Annotated in this window: 20 protein-coding genes; 13 read left to right on the forward strand and 7 right to left on the reverse strand. The window is 43.4% G+C overall.

The window, feature by feature from the left end:
• Positions 1–262 precede the first annotated feature (262 nt).
• From rplS to FN732_RS08235, 6 genes are all read left to right on the forward strand, one after another.
• A complete protein-coding gene (rplS, locus tag FN732_RS08210) occupies positions 263–613 on the forward strand; it encodes a 50S ribosomal protein L19 (RefSeq protein WP_425456882.1) in 351 nt (116 codons plus the stop codon).
• Entirely contained in the window at positions 595–1,293 is a 699-nt protein-coding gene (locus FN732_RS08215; protein ID WP_142936079.1) for a ribonuclease HII, read from the forward strand. The genes rplS and FN732_RS08215 overlap by 19 nt, the downstream gene beginning before the upstream one ends.
• Complete coding sequence (locus tag FN732_RS08220) at positions 1,241–1,540, forward strand: YraN family protein (RefSeq protein ID WP_246051363.1); 300 nt, start codon at positions 1,241–1,243, stop codon at positions 1,538–1,540. Before FN732_RS08215 ends, FN732_RS08220 begins: the two co-directional genes overlap by 53 nt.
• 75 nt (positions 1,541–1,615) lie before the next feature.
• The gene (infB, locus tag FN732_RS08225; protein WP_185954293.1) at positions 1,616–4,255 is read left to right on the forward strand and encodes a translation initiation factor IF-2; all 2,640 of its coding nucleotides are present in this window, start codon (positions 1,616–1,618) and stop codon (positions 4,253–4,255) included.
• Positions 4,255–4,536 (forward strand): 6TM ABC transporter family protein, encoded by a 282-nt coding sequence (locus FN732_RS08230; RefSeq protein ID WP_142936082.1) that lies wholly within the window; start codon positions 4,255–4,257, stop codon positions 4,534–4,536. The genes infB and FN732_RS08230 overlap by 1 nt, the downstream gene beginning before the upstream one ends.
• Before the next feature lie 2 nt (positions 4,537–4,538).
• Positions 4,539–5,465, forward strand: coding sequence for a 1-phosphofructokinase family hexose kinase (locus tag FN732_RS08235; protein ID WP_142936083.1), 927 nt, complete (start codon positions 4,539–4,541; stop codon positions 5,463–5,465).
• Between the two features lie 19 nt (positions 5,466–5,484).
• Here FN732_RS08235 and FN732_RS08240 read toward each other — a convergent pair whose 3' ends face one another.
• From FN732_RS08240 to FN732_RS08270, 7 genes are all read right to left on the reverse strand, one after another.
• A complete protein-coding gene (locus FN732_RS08240; protein ID WP_185954294.1) occupies positions 5,485–6,519 on the reverse strand; it encodes a ribonucleotide-diphosphate reductase subunit beta in 1,035 nt (344 codons plus the stop codon).
• A 37-nt stretch (positions 6,520–6,556) separates the two neighbouring features.
• Positions 6,557–8,854: a ribonucleoside-diphosphate reductase subunit alpha gene (locus FN732_RS08245; protein ID WP_142936085.1), complete on the reverse strand. Its 2,298-nt coding sequence runs from the start codon at positions 8,852–8,854 to the stop codon at positions 6,557–6,559.
• A 225-nt stretch (positions 8,855–9,079) separates the two neighbouring features.
• Positions 9,080–10,024, reverse strand: coding sequence for a 4-hydroxythreonine-4-phosphate dehydrogenase PdxA (gene pdxA, locus FN732_RS08250; protein ID WP_142936086.1), 945 nt, complete (start codon positions 10,022–10,024; stop codon positions 9,080–9,082).
• Complete coding sequence (locus tag FN732_RS08255; protein WP_142936087.1) at positions 10,000–10,284, reverse strand: hypothetical protein; 285 nt, start codon at positions 10,282–10,284, stop codon at positions 10,000–10,002. Before FN732_RS08255 ends, pdxA begins: the two co-directional genes overlap by 25 nt.
• Entirely contained in the window at positions 10,274–11,527 is a 1,254-nt protein-coding gene (locus FN732_RS08260) for a bifunctional 3,4-dihydroxy-2-butanone-4-phosphate synthase/GTP cyclohydrolase II (RefSeq protein ID WP_142936088.1), read from the reverse strand. The genes FN732_RS08255 and FN732_RS08260 overlap by 11 nt, the downstream gene beginning before the upstream one ends.
• 1 nt (position 11,528) lies before the next feature.
• Positions 11,529–12,131: an ATP-dependent Clp endopeptidase proteolytic subunit ClpP gene (gene clpP, locus FN732_RS08265; RefSeq protein ID WP_142936089.1), complete on the reverse strand. Its 603-nt coding sequence runs from the start codon at positions 12,129–12,131 to the stop codon at positions 11,529–11,531.
• Between the two features lie 47 nt (positions 12,132–12,178).
• The gene (locus FN732_RS08270; RefSeq protein WP_142936090.1) at positions 12,179–14,335 is read right to left on the reverse strand and encodes a RelA/SpoT family protein; all 2,157 of its coding nucleotides are present in this window, start codon (positions 14,333–14,335) and stop codon (positions 12,179–12,181) included.
• A gap of 65 nt (positions 14,336–14,400) precedes the next feature.
• Between FN732_RS08270 and murI the strand changes: the two genes are divergently transcribed.
• The 7 genes from murI to FN732_RS08305 all read left to right on the forward strand — a co-directional run.
• The gene (gene murI, locus FN732_RS08275) at positions 14,401–15,183 is read left to right on the forward strand and encodes a glutamate racemase (RefSeq protein WP_142936091.1); all 783 of its coding nucleotides are present in this window, start codon (positions 14,401–14,403) and stop codon (positions 15,181–15,183) included.
• The gene (rph, locus tag FN732_RS08280; RefSeq protein ID WP_142936092.1) at positions 15,176–15,886 is read left to right on the forward strand and encodes a ribonuclease PH; all 711 of its coding nucleotides are present in this window, start codon (positions 15,176–15,178) and stop codon (positions 15,884–15,886) included. The genes murI and rph overlap by 8 nt, the downstream gene beginning before the upstream one ends.
• The gene (gene rdgB, locus FN732_RS08285; RefSeq protein WP_142936093.1) at positions 15,883–16,479 is read left to right on the forward strand and encodes an RdgB/HAM1 family non-canonical purine NTP pyrophosphatase; all 597 of its coding nucleotides are present in this window, start codon (positions 15,883–15,885) and stop codon (positions 16,477–16,479) included. The genes rph and rdgB overlap by 4 nt, the downstream gene beginning before the upstream one ends.
• A complete protein-coding gene (locus FN732_RS08290; protein ID WP_142936094.1) occupies positions 16,473–16,724 on the forward strand; it encodes a YggT family protein in 252 nt (83 codons plus the stop codon). The genes rdgB and FN732_RS08290 overlap by 7 nt, the downstream gene beginning before the upstream one ends.
• Position 16,725: 1 nt before the next feature.
• Positions 16,726–17,229 carry a DivIVA domain-containing protein gene (locus tag FN732_RS09740; protein ID WP_142936095.1) on the forward strand — a complete coding sequence of 168 codons (504 nt, stop codon included), beginning with the start codon at positions 16,726–16,728 and terminating at the stop codon, positions 17,227–17,229.
• Positions 17,186–17,611, forward strand: coding sequence for a DUF167 domain-containing protein (locus tag FN732_RS09745; RefSeq protein WP_246051365.1), 426 nt, complete (start codon positions 17,186–17,188; stop codon positions 17,609–17,611). Before FN732_RS09740 ends, FN732_RS09745 begins: the two co-directional genes overlap by 44 nt.
• Positions 17,514–17,776 (forward strand): helix-turn-helix domain-containing protein (locus tag FN732_RS08305; RefSeq protein WP_246051366.1); only part of this gene is annotated, 263 nt, incomplete at its 3' end. The genes FN732_RS09745 and FN732_RS08305, both read left to right, overlap by 98 nt.

Consider the following 17,776-nt stretch of genomic DNA (forward strand, 5'->3'; position numbering starts at 1 on the left):
GCCTCATCAAAGTCTTGGTTATAAGACTCCAGTAGAGAAGTTTGAGGAATATATTAAAAAACTCCAGGGTGTCCACCATGTATTGAACGAGAACAGCTCAGGAGGATAGAGCGCGAGATTCCTAATCTCGAGGTCGCAGGTTCGAATCCTGCCGGGCGCACCATTTTTTTTATTGTTGACTTTTTTTTAAGTTCCAATAGAATTCCCCTTGCACAAAAGGGTAAATTCAGGAGGTTTTACTATGGCTGGACTTGATGAATTGATGAACGTAGTTAAGGAAAAGTACATTAAAAAGGATATTCCCGAGTTTAGAGTAGGAGACACAGTAAGGGTAAACGTTAAGATTAAGGAAGGGGACAAGGAGAGAATCCAGGCCTTTGAAGGAGTGGTTATCAGGAAGAGAGGCTCTGGAACAGATGCAACCTTTACTGTAAGAAAAGTTTCTTACGGAGTGGGTATTGAGAGAACGTTTCCTCTATACTCACCTGTAATTGAAAGCATCGAAGTTCTCAAGAGAGGTATTGTAAGAAGAGCAAGACTCTACTACCTCAGAGAGAGAAGGGGTAAAGCTGCAAGAATCAAAGAGAAAAAAGAGTGGATGACAAAGAAGTAATTATCCAGATAGAAAAGAGCCTATGGAAAAAGGGTTACAAAAACGTAGCAGGGGTTGACGAAGCGGGAAGAGGGCCTTTAGCGGGTCCCGTAGTTGCTTCTGTAGTAATCTTCCCGCTGAACGTTAACCCTTTTTTATTTAAGGATTCAAAAAAATTAAACGAAAGGGAAAGGAAGAGGTTCTTCTATAGAATACTTGAGGAAGCTAAAGCAGTTGGTGTCGGTTTTGCAGATTCTACAGAGATAGATGAGATAAACATCTACCAAGCAACGCTCCTTGCGATTAGGAGAGCTCTCTCCTCAATTTCCATAAAGCCTGATTTTCTAATTACAGACTACATAAAGCTCCCTGAGTACTCAAACTCTATACTTCCCATTCCAAAGGGCGATGAGAGAAGCTTTTCCTGTGCCTGTGCAAGTGTCGTTTCTAAAGTTGTTAGGGATTACATAATGGAGGAGCTCTCAAAACTCTTCCCAGAGTACGGGTTTGAAAAGCATAAGGGATATCCAACAAAGTTTCACATATTAAAAATAAGGGAATTAGGAATAACACCGATTCACAGGAGGAGCTTTGGAAGGGTCAAGGGAGAGAGGGAAGGAAGGGGAAAGAATAGCTTCCCACTATCTTGTGAAGAAAGGTTACTCTATTATAGAGAGAAACTTCAGGAGCTCCTACGGTGAAATTGACATAGTAGCCTTCGACCCAAGGGATGGTACGTTGGTTTTCGTTGAGGTAAAGCTCCGTTCCAGAGATTCCATGGTGCCCCCATTAGAGGCAGTGGACTACAGAAAGAGAAACAGACTGAGGAAAACGGCTCTGAAGTTTATCTCTGAGAAAAAAATCAATTTTGACTCTCTGAGGTTTGACGTAATTGGAGTAAGTTTGGGAGAGGAAACGGAAGTAGAACATATAATTAACGCATTTTAAATCCCTTTGTTGCTATAATTTGCCAGCTGTATATATTAAGGCTTAACCGTTTCAGGAGGTTTTGTTTTGGCTAAGATGAGAGTTCACCAGCTTGCAAAAGAATTAGGTATGACCTCAAAGGAGCTCATACAAAAGTTAAGGGAAGAGCTTGATATAAGCGTTAAAAGTGCTCAATCAAGTTTGGACGAGAGACAGGTCAGGATAGTAAGGGAGTTTATTCAGCCTGTTGAGGTCGTTAAGGAGGAAAAGAAAGAGGAGGTTAAGGAAGCTCCTCCAGAAACTGTAAAGGCAGAGGAAAGAAAAGAGGAGCAAAGGGTTGAGGCTGTTGAGACTCAACCTAAAGTGGAGATTAAAGAGGTAGAGGAGAAGAGGGAAGAGAAAGTAGAGGAGAAGAGAGAGGAAAGGGAAGAAAAGAGGGAGGAGAGAAAACAGGATAAAAAATCTGAAGTCAGGATTCTCTCCCCAGAGGAACTTGCAAGGAGAAGAAGGAAGCGTAGACCTTTCCATAAGAGAAGGGAAAGGGAAGAAAGAGCTGGTGAGAGACAACCAAGACAGAGAAGGGAAAGAGGAGAAAGACCTCGCAGGGAAGGAAGAAGGCCGGAGAGGACTGAGAGGAGAAGAGAAGAGAGAAAGCCTGTAGAGGAAAAGGTTACAAGGGAACAGCTTGAACAGCTTATCGCTTCAACTAAGGAATCGAGAGAGAAGGAAAAGCCCAAAACTCACGAGGAGATTTTAGCAGAGAAGAGGAAGGAGAAGAAGGAACTTGAGGATCAGAAGAAGTTTGAAGAGCTCATGAGGAAGATAGAGGAGAAGAACAGGGCCAAGAAGAAGAAGAGGAGGAAGAAAAAGGAGAAGGAAGAGGTTAAGGAGGAAGTTCCGTTTGAGGAGCTCTCCGAAGAGGAGCAGTTACAGAGGTTAATTGAGGAGGAGGAAAGGGCAAAAACAGTTGTAATACCTGAAGTAATTTCTGTTAGGGAGTTTGCTGAAAAGTTGGGCGTTGAGCCTAACCAGTTACTTCAAGACTTAATAGCCCTTGGAAAGTTTGTTGCGATAAACCAACCTATCGACTTTGAAACTGCAAGTAAGGTTGCTGAGAAGTATGGAAAGGTCGTTAAACTTGAGGGAGTTGAGGAGGAAGAGGAGAAGGCATTAGAGGCCGAGCTTGTAGAAACGCCGGATAGAGAAGAAGAGTTAGAGCCGAGAGCTCCCATCATAACAGTAATGGGCCACGTTGACCACGGAAAGACAACCCTCCTTGACTACATAAGGAACACAAAGGTTGCTGAAAGGGAAGCCGGTGGAATTACACAGCACATCGGTGCGTCCGTAGTTGACATCGATACGAGTGAGGGTAAGAAAAAACTTGTATTCTTAGACACTCCCGGACACGAAGCCTTTACCGCTATGAGGGCCCGTGGAGCTCAGGTTACAGACATTGCCGTTTTGGTCGTTGCTGCAGACGATGGCGTCATGCCCCAAACGGTAGAGGCAATAAACCATGCAAAGGCAGCAGGAGTTCCTATAATCGTTGCTATAAACAAAATTGACAAGCCTGGAGCAAATCCGGAAAGGGTTAAGCAGGAGCTGACACAGCACGGACTTATCCCTGAGGATTGGGGTGGAGACACTGTAATGGTACCAGTTTCTGCTAAAACTGGAGAGGGAGTCGATGAACTCCTTGAGATGATAGCACTCCAGGCAGATTTAATGGAGCTAAAGGCAAATCCAAACAAACCTGCAAGGGGTGTTGTGTTAGAGGCTAAACTCGATAAAAAGAGGGGGCCTGTTGCAACACTGCTTGTCCAAAGTGGAACGCTAAAGGTGGGGGATGCGATAGTTGCAGGGCTCTATGCTGGAAAGATAAGGGCAATGTTTGATGATAAGGGAAGGCCAGTTAAAGAGGCTGGTCCTTCAATGCCCGTTGAGGTATTAGGTCTTGAGGATGTACCGCTTGCAGGTGATAAGTTCTACGTAGTTGAGAGCTTAGAGAAGGCAAGGGAGATAGCCCAGAAGAGGCAGGAGCTTGCAAGACAGTCTGCCCTTGAGAGGGAAAAGAGGATAAGCTTAGAGGACCTCTTTAGCCAGATGAAGTCTGGAGAGGTCAAGGAGCTCAACGTTGTTCTCAAGGCAGATGCACAGGGTTCTATTGAAGCAATTAGGAAATCATTGGAGGAGCTCTCAACGGACGAGGTCAAGGTTAACGTAATCCATGCAGGAGTTGGTCCCATAACTGAAAACGACATAATGTTGGCTGCAGCCTCAAATGCAATCGTTATAGGGTTCAACGTAAGGCCAGATTCTGCTGCACGTAAAGCTGCAGAGAGGGAAAAGGTTGATGTGAGAACTTACAGGGTCATCTACGACATAGTTGATGAAGTTAAGAAGGCTATGCAGGGTCTATTGGAGCCAGAGGAGAAGGAGGTTTACTTAGGCTCTGCTGAGGTTAGAGCTACATTTAAGGTTCCAAAAGTTGGAACGGTTGCAGGTTGTTACGTAAGGGACGGAGTAATAAGGAGAAATGCAAACGTAAGGCTTGTAAGGGACGGTGTTGTTATTTACGACGGAAAAATCGCGTCCCTAAAGAGGTTTAAGGAGGACGTTAGGGAAGTTCAGGCAGGTTACGAGTGTGGTGTGGGACTTGAAAATTTCAACGACATAAAGGTCGGGGACATTATAGAGTGCTATACTATTGAAAAAGTTCAAAGGGAAGTTTAATGGAAAAAGCTAAGAGGGATTTAAGGGAAACTTACGATAAGTACTTAAAGGAGGGCCTCTCAAAAGAGGAGGCTCTCTCTAAAGCAATTTCAGAGGTTAGGGAGAGGCACGAAGAGGAGAAGTTTAAGAGGGCTTTAGAGGAGTTTCTAAAGGAGATAATTGACTCCTACAAACTTGAGAACTTAGCCGAGGCTGACCCCGTAATGGCTCTCGTAGAATCTGCCTACGCCGAGTGGGAAATACTGTGGCCAAAAGTTAAGAAATTCTTTGAAGGAAGATAGTTATGCTCCTTTCAGTCTGCCCTAATCCTTGTCTTGACGTCTACTACTACACAGACGTTTTAAAGGAGGACGATACAAACAGGGTTGAGAATCCCCTTATTTCCCCCGGTGGGAAGGGAGTAAACGCAGCAAGGGTCGTTTCAAGGTTTTCTGAAAACTCCTACTTAGCCTTACCACTTGGAGGATGCATAGGAAGGTGCGTAAAGGAACTCTTGGAAAGTGAAGGGGTTACATCAATTATCGTTGAAACGAAGGGAAAAACGAGGGTTAACACGATTTTGGAGCAGAGGGCAAAGGGAAAGCACATCCTGATAGCCTCAAGGGGAGCTCCTCTTTCAGAAGAAGAAAGGAAAAAGTTAAAGTCAATAGTATGTAAGTCCTGCAGTCCAAAGGTTCTAATCTTAGGAGGGAGCGTTCCCCCTTCACTTCCAGATACCTTCTACGGAGAGATTGTTGAAGAGTTTAGGGGAAGCAAAACAAAAGTTATTGTTGATGCAGACGGAGAGCTCCTGAGAAAGGCAGTTGAGAAAGCTCCCTTTGCAGTAAAACCAAATAAGTACGAACTTGAGAGGCTCGTTGGATTTCCACTCTTTTCAATTGATGACGTTGTAAAGGCATCAAAGAAGGTAATGGAGTTTGGTGTTGAGGTTGTTATAGTTTCGTTGGGTGAGCATGGAGCCCTCTGTGCATCAAGAGAGGGTATTTTCAGGGTGATTCCTCCCAAGGTTGAAGTAAAAAATACCGTTGGAGCAGGGGACTCTTTGGTCGGAGGATTTGCTTACTCCATCTACAGCGGAAAGTCCGTAGTTGACTCCGTCAAGTTTGGAGTTGCCTGTGGAACTGCAACTGTAATGGAGGAAGGAACGAAACTCTGTAATCCTAAGAGGGTTTTGGAAGTACTGAATAGAACGAAAGTAGAGAGAATATAGTAGGAGCTCCTTAGAGCTCCTAAATCTCATCCCACCCTTCAACGGCGGAAGCCTGGTTGTAACTCGTTACGGTAGCCTCAAAGAAGTTTGCTTTAACGTTTCCCTCACCACCTACATCTGCAATTCTCTCTAAGTGTTCATAAGGATTTGGCCTATCAGGGAAAATAGGCTCAAGGCCTAGTCTCTTAAGTCTATCGTTGGCAATATAGTACGTGTAGTCCTCTATCGATTTTTCGTTCATTCCCAAAATGTTGTTCCCTATAACCTTTTTGCTGAACCTCTGTTCCTGGTCAACGGCAATCTTAAACATCTCGTAAACCTTATCCTTGGGTAGGTACTTTTTAAAGTTTTCATCCGTTAAGTCCTTTAAGAAGTGCTCAAAGAGAATTACGTGTGTAAACTCATCCCTGTTTATGTACCTTATTATGTCCGCCGTTCCCTGCATCAAGTTCCTTGAAGCAAGGTTGTAGAAGAACATAAACCCGTTGTAAAAGTAGAGACCCTCAAGGAGGTAGTTTCCTATGAGAACCTCTCCATAGTTCTCCATTGTCGGTTCCTCTAAAAACTTCTGATAGATGTCGGCTATGTACTTGTTCCTCTCAAAGAGAATGGGGTCCTTTCTCCACCAGTAGTAGACCTCCTCCCTCTTTTCAGGTGGAACTACGGACTCAATCGTATAGCCGTAGCTCTGTGAGTGAATGGCCTCCTGGTAGGCATGGATTGAAAGGTCAATGGTTATTTCAGGAGCCTTCACGTAGGCTGCAATGTTTGGAATGTTCGTTGTCTGAATTGAATCAAGGAAGACTAAGAAGGAGAGTATCTCATCGTACGCCTGTCTCTCATCGTCTGTAAGTTCCTTGTAGTCCTGAACGTCCTGTGTAAGATCAACAGTTTCAGGAATCCAGAAGTTTGCCATCATGGCCCTGTACATTTTGGGAGCCCATTCGTACTTGATTACGTTCAGGTTAAAAATGTTTGTCGTATCTCCGTAGAGAATTCCCCTCTTTGCAGGGTCGTCGTTACCGTTTGGATTGAATATTGGCCTTGGCTTCATTAGCTCTTTCCTTACATCGGACATCTCTTCCTCCCTCTTAGTTTGCACAGGCTATGCACTCCTCCTTCTTGGAGAGCTCTCCCTGGCTGTCCTTCTGAATGGTTCTAACGTAGTAAATTGTCTTAACTCCCTTTTTCCAAGCGTACATAACGGTTTCGTAAATGTCCTTAGCCCTTATCCCTAAGTTGAGGTTGAAGAGGAGCTCCATAGAGATACCGCTGTCAACCCACTTCTGAATTGTGGATATAACGTCTATAACTTCCTTCTGGTCCATGTACTTACTCTCCCTGTAGAACCAGAACCTCTCCTTTATGTAGGGTGGACAGATTGGAACTGCCTGCTTCTGGTTCTTGTCTATGTAGAACCTGCTAAAGGGTGGAAGAACTCCCGGAGTTGCTCCCTGAAGGAGGCCTGAACTTGTGTTCGGTGCAATGGCAAATAGCTGTCCGTTTCTTATACCGTACTTTTTGAGCTTTGAAAGGAGCTCCAACCACTTTTCCTTGAGCTTTGTATTCTTCTCAAGGAACTTAGCATCCTTACCTATGATAACTCCCCTGCTCCAGTCAGAGCCATCGTAGGCTGGAAATTTTCCCCTCTCCTTAGCAAGATTTACACTCTCATCAATTCCGTAGTAGGCAATCTTTTCGTATAGCTCATCGATAACATCCAGGGAATTCCTTCCGTATGGAATTTCCCTCTTTGCAAGGTAGTCTGCCAAACCTAAAGTTCCAATACCAATCGTTCTGTACCTATCGTTGTGGAGTTTACTCTCAGGTATAGGAGGAGTTGTTAACTCAATTGTGTTGTCAAGGATTCGCACTGCCGTTCTAACGGCCTCTTCAAGTTCCTCATCGTTAGATACGTTTGCAAGGTTTATCGAGAGGAGGTTGCACGTGTGGACAAGTCCGGGATTCTCTATCTCCCTTACAATCTTTCCATCCTTCATGTAGGTTTTAAATCCTTCAGAGGGTCTGAAGTTTGAAAAGCTCTCCATACAGAGGTTTCCGTTTCCTATGTATCCATCGTGTTTTAAGGGATTCAGTCTGTTTGCAGTATCCTTAAAGAAGATGTAGGGAAGTCCCGTTGCTACCTGTGTTTTTAAAATTTCCTTTAGGAGCTCCTTTGCCTTAACCCTCTTTTTCAACTTTAACTTTTCAGATTCATTCTCAACGTGCATGTATGCCCTTTCAAAATCGTCTCCCCAGAGTTCGTAGAGCTTGTATCCAAACTTCTTCTCAACCTCGTAAGGGTCAACCAAAAGCCAGTCTCCGTTGTACTTGACCCTCTCCATGAAAAGGTCTGGAATTACAACCTGGGGAAATATGTCAAAGGCCTTTCTCCTAAGGTCCCCATTTTCCGTTTTGAGCTCCAAAAAGTCGTAGATATCAAGGTGCCAGACGTCTAAGGCGACTGTAACTGCTCCGGCTCTCTTCCCTTCCTGGTTAACCGCAACAGCCACGTCGTTTAAAATCTTAGTCCACGGGACAATTCCCCCACTTGCACCAAAGACCCTCTTAATCCAAGAGCCCTGAGCCCTTATCCTTGAAAGGTTAACTCCAACACCACCGGCCCTCTTCGATATTTGGGCTACCTGATTTGCCGTGTACATTATTGAATCCAAATTGTCATCCATTGCAGTTATAAAGCACGAGGAGAGATTACCGTTAGGCCTCCTGAGATTTATGAGTATAGGCGTTGCGAGGGAGAGCTTTTTACCTGCAATCAAATCGTAGAACCTCTTTACGGTTTCTATCCTCCTTTCCTTTGGTTCGTTTACTGCAAGCATGAGGGATATGGTCATGTACATTTCCTGAGGGAGCTCTATAGGGTAATCCTCATACACACAGAGGTACCTCTTTGCAAGGAGGTTTGCTCCTGCATAGTCGTAGAGGAAGTCGTACTCAAGTTTTAGGTAGTTTCCAACTTCCTCAATTTCATCCTCCGTGTAGTTTTTAAGGAGCTCCTCCGTGTACAGCCCCTTCTCTATTAGCTCCTTAACAACTTTTAAATACTCTCTACCGCCACCAACGTAGGCAAGCTTACTCGTTCCCCTCCTGATAGAGACTTCCTTGTAGAGGTTGAAGATAAAGAGCCTTCCGGCAAGGATTCTCCAGTCAGGTTCCTCGGGAGTTGTTAACTGAAGGGCAGTATTCACAACAGCTTCGTGAATCTGCCTTGTAGTTATTCCATCAAAGAAGTGAAGTTTAAGCTTGGCCTCAAGTTTTAACGTGTTAACATCGAGTCCCTCTGCAGCCCAATTTATGACCTTCCTGATTTTCTCAATATTTAACGGTTCCCTCTCTCCGTTCCTCTTTACAACTGTTATTGTGGTCATTGCTCCTCCCTACAACTAATTGAAGGAAATTATTTTATTCCCAGTGAGGGGTATTTGGAATCGAAGAACTCTCCTCAAACAGTTAGTTAACTTGTTTCTCCATTCTCTTACGTCCAATCAACTCAAGACAATTTGAAGTAGGCTTGAGCTCTAAAATCATGAAATTCTTAGTTAAATGAAAATAGGGGTATTTGTTCAAGGCTTTAACAAAAACAGAGAGAGAATTCAAGACATCTTTCTCTTAAGAAGCTCTATAGCTATTCTTACTGCCGTTTCAAAGCTACCAGTATCGGCAATACCCTTACCTGCAATGTCGTAAGCAGTTCCATGGTCAACGGAAGTCCTAACTATCGGAAGCCCTAACGTTACATTAACGCTCCTTCCAAAACCCAAGAGTTTTATCGGAATCAACCCCTGGTCGTGGTACATAGCTAAAACAACGTCAAAATCTCCCTTTAGAGCTCTTAAAAATATCGTATCGGAAGGAAAAGGTCCAAAAGCCTTTATTCCTGAAGTTTTAGCCTCAATTATAGCTGGTTCTATCTCCTCAATTTCTTCTCTTCCAAAAAGCCCTCCCTCTCCAGCGTGGGGATTGAGGGCACATACACCTATTTTGGCTCCTGGAAACTCACTATTTATAAGCTCTAACTTGTTAAGTATCCTCTCCCTTTTAACTAAGTCTGGAACTTCCCTTAGAGAAACGTGAGTTGTAAGGAGAACTACCTTTAACCTCTCATTTGCAAGCATCATTCCAAAATTTTTAACCTTAAAGAAATGGGCTAAAAACTCTGTGTGACCGGGAAAGGGAAATCCTGCAAGTCTAACAGCCTCCTTGTTTATAGGAAGGGTTACTACTCCATCTATTTTTCCCTCCTTAGCATCAGAGAGGGCTCCCTTTAAGAACTCAACCTGGGCTCTTCCCGATTCCTTCGAGGCCTTTCCAACCTGAAACTCAACGTTTGGAGCAACATCACACAGAGAAACGTTAGGGGAGAAATTGAGGGGAAGCTTAAGGAGCTCCGAGTAGAACTTTAAAACTCCACTTGAACCGTAAACAGTAAAGGAGGCAGGAAGTTTCCCCAAAAAGGGAAGGGATTTAATTAGAATCTCAGCACCTATCCCTGAAGGGTCTCCAATGGTTATACCTATTCTTGGTTCTTTTCCTCTAATTTTCTAACCTCCTCCAAAGCCGATTCAGCCCTTGAAAGGAACTCGGCCGCTATCTTTTCGCTGAGGTTCTTGAGGTCGTTACTGAGCTGCCTTAGCTTGTACTTTAACTCGATGTTTTCCTGTTCAAGCTCCTCAATCCTCTCCTCTAACTCTGAAACCTTCTCCTCGTACGCCTTTACAGTCTCCTCAAAGAGGGATGTAATACCTGCCGTTATGTTCATAATTCTTTCCTTTAATTCATCGGGTAGCTCAGTCCCCACCTTTACCCTCCGCAATATCGTTTTCCAAATCTATAAGATGTCCCATCTTTTCCTTTTTCGTTTTCAGGTAGTTAACGTTGTACTCACAAACACCTGTAACAATAGGAACCCTCTCAACAATTTCTAAACCGTAACCCTCCAATCCTATGAGCTTCTTAGGATTGTTCGTTAGAAGTCTAATTTTTCTAACCCCTAAATCCCTCAAGATTTGAGCTCCTATTCCAAAGTTCCTCATATCGGGAGGAAATCCCAACTTTCTATTTGCCTCCACAGTATCAAACCCATGGTCCTGAAGGTGGTAAGCCTTTATCTTATTTACAAGACCAATTCCCCTTCCCTCCTGCCTTAGATAAACAATAACCCCCTTTCCTTCCTCTGAAATCATCTCCATAGCCCTGTGGAGCTGAGAACGGCAGTCACACTTTAAAGAGCCGAAGACATCACCTGTTAAACACTCTGAGTGAACCCTAACCAAAATAGGTTCGTCTTCTTTAATCTCTCCCATAACCAAGGCAACGTGTTCCTTGTTATCAACCAACGAAGTGTAGGCGTAAATTTTCCACATACCGTAGGCCGTAGGAAGATTAGCCTCTGCTTCCCTTCTTATGAGGCTTTCCCTCTTCATCCTGTACTCAATGAGGTCTGCAATACTTATAATCTTTAGGTTGTGTTTCCTTGCGTAGTCTATGAGTTTTGGAAGGCGCATCATTGTTCCGTCTTCATCCATTATCTCGCAGATAACCCCAGCCGGATAAAGTCCTGCAAGCCTTGAAAGGTCAACGGCGGCCTCCGTATGTCCGGACCTCTTTAAAACACCTCCCTTTCTTGCTCTTAGTGGGAATACGTGTCCCGGCTTTACAAAGTCCTCAGGCTTCGCATCGGGAGAAACTGCCCTCTTTATGGTTATTGCCCTGTCGTAAGCCGAAATTCCTGTTGTGGTTCCAAACTTTGGATGGGCATCGACAGAGACACAGAAAGCCGTCTCCTTCGGGTCTGTAGGTTTTGGAGTCATAGGTTCAAACTCAAGCTCATCACACCTTTCCTCAGGAAGGGCAAGACAGATAAGTCCCCTTCCGTACTTCGTCATAAAGTTGATTGCCTCAGGTGTAACCTTCTCTGCTGCAATAATTAAATCTCCCTCGTTCTCCCTGTTGGGGTCATCAACAACAACAACGAAGTTTCCCTTTTTTATTTCTTCTATTGCCTCTTCAACTCTATCTAAAGGGAACTTACCCTTAACCAACTTAACTTCCCCTCTTCGTTAGAACTTTGTCTATGAGGCCGTACTCCATGGCCTCTTCAGCACTCATAAAGTAATCCCTCTCCGTATCCTGCTCAATTTTCTCTAACGGTTTCCCTGTATGCTTTGAAAGGATTTCGTTGAGCATTCTCTTAAGCCTTAGGATTTCCTTTGCGTGGATTTCAATGTCTGTAGCCTGTCCCTGGAATCCTCCTAAGGGTTGGTGAATCATTATCCTTGCATGAGGAAGTGCAAAGCGCTTTCCGGGAGCTCCTGCAGCCAACAAAACTGCCCCCATACTTGCAGCCTGTCCCATACAGATGGTTACTACATCGGGCTTTATGTACTGCATAGTATCGTATATGGCAAGTCCTGCAGTAACAACTCCCCCTGGACTATTTATATATAGGTATATGTCCTTTTCAGGGTCCTCTGCTTCCAAAAATAGAAGTTGGGCAACAATAAGGTTTGAAATGTGGTCATCGATGGGAGTTCCCAACATTACAATTCTATCCTTTAAGAGCCTTGAGTAGATATCGTAGGCTCTCTCTCCCCTTCCTGTTTGCTCTATAACTATAGGAACGTACTGATTGAGTATCTCCTCCATACTACCTCCAGTCTGTAATTTCTAAGGATAAAATATGCATATTTTTCCTAATTGCTTCTACTTTTACTTCTCACTCTTTCCCTTTGAATTCTTTTAGCAGTTATAACCTCCTTCAAAGACCTAATGGCATTTATTATTTTTTGTAACTCGTCCTTGCTCTTAACATCAACTACAAAGTCCAAAACGGCCCTTCCTGAAACTGAGCGGCTTGAGACACCTTTTATATTTATGTTGTGTTTTGAAATCACAGTTGAAATTTCTGCAAGAACTCCTGGTTTATCCTCTGTAGAAACCCTAATCTTTGCAGGATAGGTTCTATCGGATGGCAGAAATTCAACTTTTAAAACCTTCCCTGGGGAGCTCTCCTTAATCTGCCTTGCAACAACGCAGTTTGCGGTATGGATAACTATTCCCTTCCCTGAGTTAATCACACCAACAACCCTGTCTCCAGGTAGCGGATGACAGCACTTTGCAAGACTAACAGCCATATTGTCTATTCCGTCAATCCTTATATCGATATCCCTCGACCTTGAACTTCCCTTTTTCTTCTTCTTAACCTCTAAGGGAAGTCCCAAGAGCTTCCGTGCTGCAGTATCGGGTTCAACCTTTCCAAACCCAACATCCGTCAAAAGGGAATCCAACTTTGAATACCCCAAACCCTTTATTCTCTCTAAAGCTTCATCGTCTTCCTTCAAGCTGTTTAGAGTCCTTCCGTACTTCCTCAAACTCTTATCTAGCAAGCTCTCACCCAACTTCTTTGCCCTATCGTTCTCCTCCTTTCTCAGAAAAGACTTAATTGCCTGGCGGGCCTTTGAAGTTTTTACAAACTCCAACCAGTCCCTGTTAGGTCTCTCCTTGTTCCCCGTTATTATCTCTACCCTGTCTCCACTCTTTAGGGTGTAGCTCAGGGGAACCAACTTTCCGTTAACCTTTGCCGACCTGCACCTGTGGCCAATTGACGTATGGATGGAGTAGGCAAAGTCAACAGGAGTTGCTCCAACAGGTAGGGTTTTAATGTCTCCCTTAGGTGTAAAAACGTAGATATCCTCATTGTAGAGGTCCTTTCTAACAGAGTCTATAAACTCGCCTGTATCCTTTTCCTCCTTCACCCATTCAAGGAGATTCCTAAGCCAAAGGAACCTGTTCCTTTCACTTTCTGAAAGAGCTCCTCCCCCTTCCTTGTACTTCCAGTGAGCAGCAATACCAAGCTCTGCAACCTGGTGCATCTCCCATGTTCTAATCTGAAACTCAACAAACTGTCCCTTGGGGCCAACTACAGTTGTGTGGAGGGACTGGTACATGTTGGGCTTTGGAACAGCTATGTAGTCCTTTATCCTACCAGGAACGGGGGTCCACAAACTGTGGATTATTCCAAGAATCTGGTAGCAGTTTCCAACGGTATTGGTTATTACCCTTATTCCAGCAACGTCGTAAACCTCCTCAAAGGGAATACCCTTCATGACCATCTTCCTGTATATTCCATATATGTGCTTAATTCTCCACTGGATGTTTCCCTCTATACCGTTTTTCTCAAGCTCCTCTCTGACCTTTTCTATTATTCCTTCAAGGTAGGGGAGAATTTTCCTCTTCTTCTCCTTTACCTTTCTCTCTATAGAGTAGTAAGCTTCGGGGTCCAAATACTTTAAGGATAAGTCTTCAAGTTCGTTCTTCAGCCTGTACATTCCAAGCCTGTTGGCAAGGGGTGCGTAGATTGTTAGCGTTTCCTTTGAATTTCTCAATTGACTTTCCTTTTTCATGTGGTGGAGTGTTCTCATATTGTGAAGCCTATCTGCAAGCTTAACTATTAAAACCCTTATATCCTCAGCAAGGGAAATTAGGAGGTTTCTAAAGCTCTCTGCATCCTTTTCCTCTTTACTGTTAAAGTTGTAACCTTCAAGTTTTGTAACTCCCTTAACAATAAATGCAACCTCCTTCCCAAACTCCTCCTCTATCTCCTCAATAGTTGTGTCCGTGTCCTCAACTGTATCGTGGAGAAGACCAGCAACTATTGTCGGAGTATCCATTCGGAGCTCTGTTAGAATGTAAGCAACCTCGGCAGGGTGAGAGAAATAGGGTTCTCCGGACTTCCTAAACTGGCCTTCGTGCTTAATCTTTGCAAATTCGTAGGCCTTTCTTACCTCCTCAAAGTTAGCATTAGGCCTGTACTCCTTTATTTTTTCTATAATTTCATCACAACTTCTCATAGAAAATTCCTTTCACAAATTAAGGTTAACCTATTTAATTTAAGTACCTATAAAATGGAGATGCAATGCCAGAAAGGCCAATAGGAGTTTTCGATTCAGGAGTAGGAGGTCTAACCGTTCTCAGAGCTCTAAAAGAACACCTCCCCTCAGAGAACTTAATCTACTTCGGAGACACTGCAAGGGTTCCCTACGGAAATAAGTCACCAAAAACTATAATTAAGTTCAGTATTCAGAACGTCCGCTTACTTGAAAGGTTCAACGTTAAGATGGTTGTAGTCGCCTGTAATACCTCCTCTGCCCATGCCCTTGAAGTTTTAAAGAGCAACTTTTCTTTTCCCATAGTGGGAGTTATTGAGCCTGGAGCACGGGAGGCTGTAAAAATCAGCAAATCGGGAAAAATAGGAGTAATTGGAACAGAAGCTACGGTAAGGAGTGAAGCCTACAAAAGGGCAATAGTTTCACTAAATCCGTTTTGTCAAGTTTATCAAAAGGCCTGTCCCCTCTTTGTCCCCCTCATTGAAGAGGGATGGTTGAACGATGAGGTAACCTACGAAGTAGCAAAGAGGTACTTAAAGGAAGTAATGGATAAAGGAGTAGATACCCTCGTTTTAGGTTGTACTCACTATCCCCTCATAAAGGATGTCCTCTCTAAAGTTTGTCAGGGAATCTCACTCGTTGACTCGGCAGAGGCCGTGGCCAAGGAAGTGGAAAAGCTCCTTCCAGTTAGAAGTAAAAAGAGAGAGGGACAGGTTAAAATACTGGTAAGCGACAAGACTGAAAGGTTTGAGAGAATTTCAAAGATGATAATGGGAAACGGCATTGAGATTGAGGAGGTAAGTATTGAATAGAAAGGATGGGAGAGCTCCCGATGAGCTCAGAAAGGTTAGGATAACCTTGGACTACATAAAACACGCAGAGGGTTCCTGCCTCATAGAGTTTGGTGACACAAAGGTAATCTGCACTGCCTCAATAGAGGAGAAGGTCCCCCCGTTTTTAAGGGGAACAGGTCAGGGCTGGATAACTGCAGAGTACTCAATGCTTCCAAGGGCAACAGCCCAGAGAACGGTCAGGGAAGCTGCAAAGGGAAAATTAACGGGAAGAACTCAGGAGATACAGAGGTTAATAGGCCGTTCTCTAAGGAGTGCTGTAGATTTAACATTCTTAGGAGAAACTACCGTATGGATTGACTGCGATGTCATTCAGGCAGACGGTGGAACGAGAACGGCCTCAATAACGGGAGCTTTTGTTGCACTGTACAGGGCTCTCCAAAAAGTTGAAAAGTTAAATGCCATTAAGTCCTTTGTTGCAGCTGTGAGCGTTGGAATAGTTGATGGTGAGTTTCTCCTCGACCTTAACTACGAGGAGGACTCGGTTGCCGAAGTTGATATGAACATAGTTATGAACGACAAAAACGAATTTGTTGAAATACAGGGAACTGCAGAAGGGAAAGCCTTTAATAGAAGTGAGTTAAACAGACTTTTAGACTTAGGAGAAAAGGGAATAAAAGAGCTTATTGAGATTCAAAGGAAAACATTAGGGGTGGAAGAGTGAAAGTTGTCCTTGCTACAAAAAACAGGGGAAAACTAAAGGAATTTCAGGAAAAGTTGAAGGAGTTTGAAATAGAGGTAATTCCAATAGACCAAATTTCCAATCTGGAACCACCTGAGGAGAAGGGAATTACATTCTGTGAAAATGCTTACGAGAAGGCAAAGTACTACTCGGAAAGGATAGACCTTCCTGTAATTGCTGAGGATTCTGGTTTGGAAGTTGAAGCCCTGAACGGAAGACCTGGGATTTTTTCAGCAAGGTTTGCAGGAGAAGGTGCCACAGATGAGGAAAACAACAAGAGGTTAATACTAGAACTCAAAAAGTTGGGACTTGAAAATTCACCGGCCAGATACGTTTCATTTATCTTTCTATATATTCCTGAAGGGATGGGACTTTGGAGCTCCGGAGAGGTTAAGGGAAAGGTCATAACTGAGCCAAGGGGAGAAGGAGGCTTTGGCTATGACCCTCTTTTTATCCCCGAGGGATACACGAAAACAATGGCAGAGCTCCCCATGGAGGAAAAGAACAAAATAAGCCATAGAGGAAAGGCTATTGAAAAATTGGTAAATCTGATTAAGGAAGTAAAAAAATGGTAGAACTGATTAAGAGTTCTGTACACTTAGCAATTGAGATTCTAACGTGGTTTATAGTAGTAGGAGCTCTTCTAACATTCATTCCCCCTCACAACAGGAACAGTACAATTTGCCGAATTATCCATGCTCTTGATTTAGTACTGAGCCCGATTAGGAAACTCGTTCCACCCATTGGAGGGATAGACCTTAGTCCCCTTGTTGCTATAATCCTTTTGCAACTAATAGACCAACTGATTAGAGGAATTTAGAATGGAAAACAAAAGGAAGCTAACTCCCCAGGAAATTAGAAATCAAGAGTTCAGCAAGAAACTGTTTGGATATGACCCAGATGAGGTTGAGATTTTCCTAAGCACAGTTGCCAATGCCTACGAGGACCTACTAAAAGAAGTAAACAGACTGAGGGCTCAAACTCCCGAGTACAAAGCAGAGGAGCTTGTTGAAAAAGCAAGGAGAAAAATAGAGAGAATCGTTGAGGAAAAGAAAAAGGAGTTAAACATACTTAGTAAAAAGAGGGAAGAAGTCGAGATTGAAATAGAAAAGCTAAGATTAACTCAAAAGAGAATGGCAAACAAGTTAAAAGCTGCAATCATTGAGATGACAAGACTCTTAAAGGAGTTGGAGGAGGATGCTAAAGGTAAGGAGATTGGGAGAAGCGATAGAGTTGGAGGTGAAGGTTCAGCCCAAGTCCTCCAGGAACAGAATAGAGAAAGTGGAGGAGGGGAGGCTGAAGATAAGGGTAACAGTTCCTCCTGAGGAAGGAAAGGCAAACAGAGCAGTTATTGAGCTTTTGGCCAAATCCTTAAAAGTACCTAAGAGCTCTATAAGAATAAAGAGGGGGACTACAGGGAGAATAAAAACCCTCGAAATTGAGGGAATTTCTTTGGCGAAATTGCAAGAGAAGTTGGGCATCCCAGTGGAGGAAAAGCCTGTTGAAGTTCAGAAAGAAGGTGGACACCCTAAAATAAGATTTGAACTCCAACAAAAGGAGGTGTCCACCAATGAAACAATTAAAGAAATTCAAAGGAACATCCCTGCACATATCAAATACACCCTTCAAAAAAACAATCAAAAGAGGAACGAAAATAAAAACAAAACTCGACCTAACAAAAGACCCAAACGTGAGAAAAAGACTTAAATGGATTCAACATTACGAAAAACACCAAAATGCAAGACTAACCTGCAGATACTTCGGAATAAGTCCAACCACCTTCTACAAATGGAAAAATAGATACAAAAAGTACGGTTTAGAAGGCCTCAAAGACAGAAACAAAAGACCCCACAGAGTAAGACAACCTCAGAT

Origin of the sequence: Balnearium lithotrophicum (assembly GCF_900182585.1) — a bacterium.
Classification (GTDB): domain Bacteria; phylum Aquificota; class Aquificia; order Desulfurobacteriales; family Desulfurobacteriaceae; genus Balnearium; species Balnearium lithotrophicum.

Bases quoted from the DNA above. Each gene is read 5' to 3' on its own strand.
- rplS (WP_425456882.1), top strand. From the start codon at position 263: ATGAACGTAGTTAAGGAAAAGTACATTAAAAAGGATATTCCCGAGTTT.
- infB (WP_185954293.1), top strand. From the start codon at position 1,616: ATGAGAGTTCACCAGCTTGCAAAAGAATTAGGTATGACCTCAAAGGAG.
- FN732_RS08230 (WP_142936082.1), top strand. From the start codon at position 4,255: ATGGAAAAAGCTAAGAGGGATTTAAGGGAAACTTACGATAAGTACTTA.
- FN732_RS08235 (WP_142936083.1), top strand. From the start codon at position 4,539: ATGCTCCTTTCAGTCTGCCCTAATCCTTGTCTTGACGTCTACTACTAC.
- FN732_RS08240 (WP_185954294.1), bottom strand. From the start codon at position 6,519: ATGAAGCCAAGGCCAATATTCAATCCAAACGGTAACGACGACCCTGCA.
- FN732_RS08245 (WP_142936085.1), bottom strand. From the start codon at position 8,854: ATGACCACAATAACAGTTGTAAAGAGGAACGGAGAGAGGGAACCGTTA.
- clpP (WP_142936089.1), bottom strand. From the start codon at position 12,131: ATGGAGGAGATACTCAATCAGTACGTTCCTATAGTTATAGAGCAAACA.
- FN732_RS08270 (WP_142936090.1), bottom strand. From the start codon at position 14,335: ATGAGAAGTTGTGATGAAATTATAGAAAAAATAAAGGAGTACAGGCCT.
- murI (WP_142936091.1), top strand. From the start codon at position 14,401: ATGCCAGAAAGGCCAATAGGAGTTTTCGATTCAGGAGTAGGAGGTCTA.
- FN732_RS08290 (WP_142936094.1), top strand. From the start codon at position 16,473: ATGGTAGAACTGATTAAGAGTTCTGTACACTTAGCAATTGAGATTCTA.
- FN732_RS09740 (WP_142936095.1), top strand. From the start codon at position 16,726: ATGGAAAACAAAAGGAAGCTAACTCCCCAGGAAATTAGAAATCAAGAG.